The organism is Polaromonas sp. P1_G2, from assembly GCF_056405515.1.
In genome coordinates this window covers 1-640 of record NZ_JBFUBY010000666.1, presented here as the reverse complement: position 1 = coordinate 640, position 640 = coordinate 1, and the positions used below count along the sequence as shown (strand labels likewise).

Sequence of the window (640 nt, the reverse complement as noted above, 5' to 3'; positions counted from 1 at the left end):
GACCAGCGTGCGTTCGCCGAGCCGCTCGAGAACGTCGATCACGCCATCGGCATGGCCCTGACCCGCTGGAGCGACCAGGATCGCTTCGGAACGAATGCCAAGCGTATAATCACCCGCCGGCAGCGTGCCCCAGCCGATGGCGGTCTGGATCGTCGTGGCGTCGCCCAGCGTCGCAACGGCATCCTTGCCGGCGTCGCCGGAGAGTTTCGCGGTGATGAAATTCATTTGCGGCGAGCCGACGAAGCCTGCGACAAAGCGCGTCGCCGGCCGCTCGTAAATTTCCATCGGTGAGCCGATCTGCTCGATCTTCTTGTTGTTCATCACCACGATGCGGTCRGCSAGCGTCAKCGCCTCGATCTGGTCGTGGGTGACGWAGATCATCGTCGWCTTCAGCCGCTGGTGCAGTTGCGCCAGCTCGATGCGGGTGCGGGTTCTGAGTGCGGCGTCGAGATTGGAGAGCGGYTCGTCGAACAGGAASGCYTTCGGCTCCTTGACGATGGCGCGGCCRATGGCGACGCGCTGGCKCTGGCCGCCGGAGAGGGCTGCCGGCTTGCGGTCGAGCAGTGCGGAAAGCTGCAGGATTTCGGCGGCACGGTTGACCTTGGCGTCGATCTCGGCCTTCGGGGCCTTGGCCATGCGC

General features: G+C 65.2%; 1 protein-coding gene. It reads right to left on the bottom strand.

All coding sequences use genetic code 11. The features are described 5' to 3' along the window. Nucleotides 1-640 (bottom strand): ABC transporter ATP-binding protein (locus AC1D0P_RS26830; protein ID WP_477679511.1); only part of this gene is annotated, 640 nt, incomplete at both ends.